We start from the raw sequence: 1,229 nt of genomic DNA on the forward strand, positions 1-1,229 counted from the left end.
GCCGTGCAAAAATTCGTAATGATATCTGTGATGATAATCAGTCACTAAAAGACGCTGCTTAAATAACGCGTGGGCGCGGCGGGGGTGCCCTCCTTTAAACATCTCATTTAAAAATTTAAATCTCTGTATAAAGGAATTGTGCTCATGCAAAAGAAGTTTGCACTCACAAATGAAACGCGTGTATTTGGTAATCATACTCTTTATCGCATTAAAGCATTAAAAGACTTTTCTGATATCAAAGCAGGTACCTTAGGCGGCTTTATTGAAAAGGAAAACAACCTCTCTCATGAGGGAAATTGCTGGGTGTATGATGAGGCTCTTGTGTTTAAAAATGGTCACGTTTATGAACATGCAAGGGTTTTTGGCAATGCTGTCACTTGTGGTCATATCTATGGTCATGCGCGGGTTTATGACAATGCTATCGTTGCTGGTTATGTCTATGATAATGCCCATGTTTATGGCAATGCTGTTATTTCTGATAATTCCCATGTTTATGGTAATGCGCGTGTTTATGGCAAGGCTATTATTTATGATAATGCCTATGTTTATGACAATGCTAGGGTTTATGAAAACGCTCGTATAGCAAATAACGTACATGTTTATGAAAATGCCAATATTCATGGCATTGCTGTTATTCGTGAAAATGTCGGCGGGTCTACTAAAATAAAAACCTATACTGAACGTCTCTCTCCTTATGGTGAATTAGAGATTGTCTGGGTCTAATCAATAAAGCAGTGTAAATGAAAGCACGGGCGCGGCGGGGGCGCCCCTCTTTCAAATTTTCCCATTCCAAATTTTAGCAAATGTTTATCACATTAAATTGTGAGGGTACCTCTATGTGCAAAAAATACGAATTAACCAGTGAAATCAAAAAAATCAAACATGCTCTTACTCGAAATATTATAAGCCTTTATCGCATTAAAGCTTTAAAAGATTTTGATGATGTTAAGGCGGGGGATTTAGGGGGCTTTATTGAAAAGGAAGTTAACCTATCCCATGATGGCAATTGCTGGGTCTATGATGAGGCTTGTGTCTATGGTCATGCAAGGGTGTATGAAAATGCAAAAATACGCCATTTTTCTCAAGTCTGTGGTCAAGTTTATGGCAATGCTGAAGTCTATGGAAAAGCTTTTATCTCTCAATATGCTAAAGTTTATGACCATGCTTTTGTCTATGGCAATGCTCATGTTTATGGCAATATTTATGGTAATGCTCATGTGAATGGTAGT

General features: G+C 38.0%; 1 protein-coding gene and 1 pseudogene. Both read left to right on the forward strand.

Annotated elements, in window-relative coordinates:
• Nucleotides 1-144: 144 nt before the first annotated feature.
• Nucleotides 145-723 carry a hypothetical protein gene (locus ACFILA_RS09525; protein WP_375661125.1) on the forward strand — a complete coding sequence of 193 codons (579 nt, stop codon included), beginning with the start codon at nt 145-147 and terminating at the stop codon, nt 721-723.
• Between the two features lie 113 nt (nt 724-836).
• Nucleotides 837-1,229 (forward strand): annotated as a pseudogene (locus ACFILA_RS09530) (hypothetical protein); the annotation flags it as partial.

It is taken from the genome of Bartonella sp. CL71SXKL (assembly GCF_042194935.1).
GTDB lineage: Bacteria > Pseudomonadota > Alphaproteobacteria > Rhizobiales > Rhizobiaceae > Bartonella.

Excerpts from the sequence above, each read along its gene's own strand:
- ACFILA_RS09525 (WP_375661125.1), top strand. The coding sequence starts at position 145 with ATGCAAAAGAAGTTTGCACTCACAAATGAAACGCGTGTATTTGGTAAT.